Origin of the sequence: Collinsella aerofaciens, assembly GCF_019131995.1 — a bacterium.
In the GTDB taxonomy this organism is placed as follows: Bacteria; Actinomycetota; Coriobacteriia; order Coriobacteriales; family Coriobacteriaceae; genus Collinsella; species Collinsella aerofaciens_S.
Window position 1 is genome coordinate 1 of the sequence record NZ_JAHONA010000076.1, and the last position, 476, is coordinate 476.

Sequence of the window (476 nt, forward strand, 5' to 3'; positions counted from 1 at the left end):
CGATCTTGTCGACCAGGAGGATCATGGTGCCGCCTTTGACCTTGTGTGCCTATATGAAAAAAGGCCCCAACTTGCGTTGGAGCCTCATTCAATGCTCGGGTGGAGACGAGGGGGATCGAACCCCTGACCTCTTGACTGCCAGTCAAGCGCTCTCCCAGCTGAGCTACGCCCCCGTGCGAAAAAGTACTATACGGGAACTCGGACGGCGATGCAAGGACATTTTTGGAAAAACTTTCCGGGGGCGGCGGCGCGGATGCGGGACGGAATCGAGAGCGATGGGCCCGCGATGCCCGACTAAGCCCGCGGGGCGCGCCCCGCGGGAGGGCGGCGCTGCCGCCGCCCTCCCATCAGGCTCCACTCCGCCCGCCCCCCGGGGCCTCCCGCCACGAAACCGGCCCATCTACTACGTTCGGCCGGCATCCCCCGACCATGGCGTCTCGGGCAAAAATAAAACCGACGCTCCTATAAGTTGTCAA

General features: G+C 63.2%; 1 tRNA gene. It reads right to left on the reverse strand.

Annotation, left to right across the window (positions count from 1 at the left end):
* Window positions 1-100: 100 nt before the first annotated feature.
* A tRNA-Ala gene (locus KSY82_RS10235) sits at window positions 101-173 on the reverse strand.
* Between the last annotated feature and the right edge of the window lie 303 nt (window positions 174-476).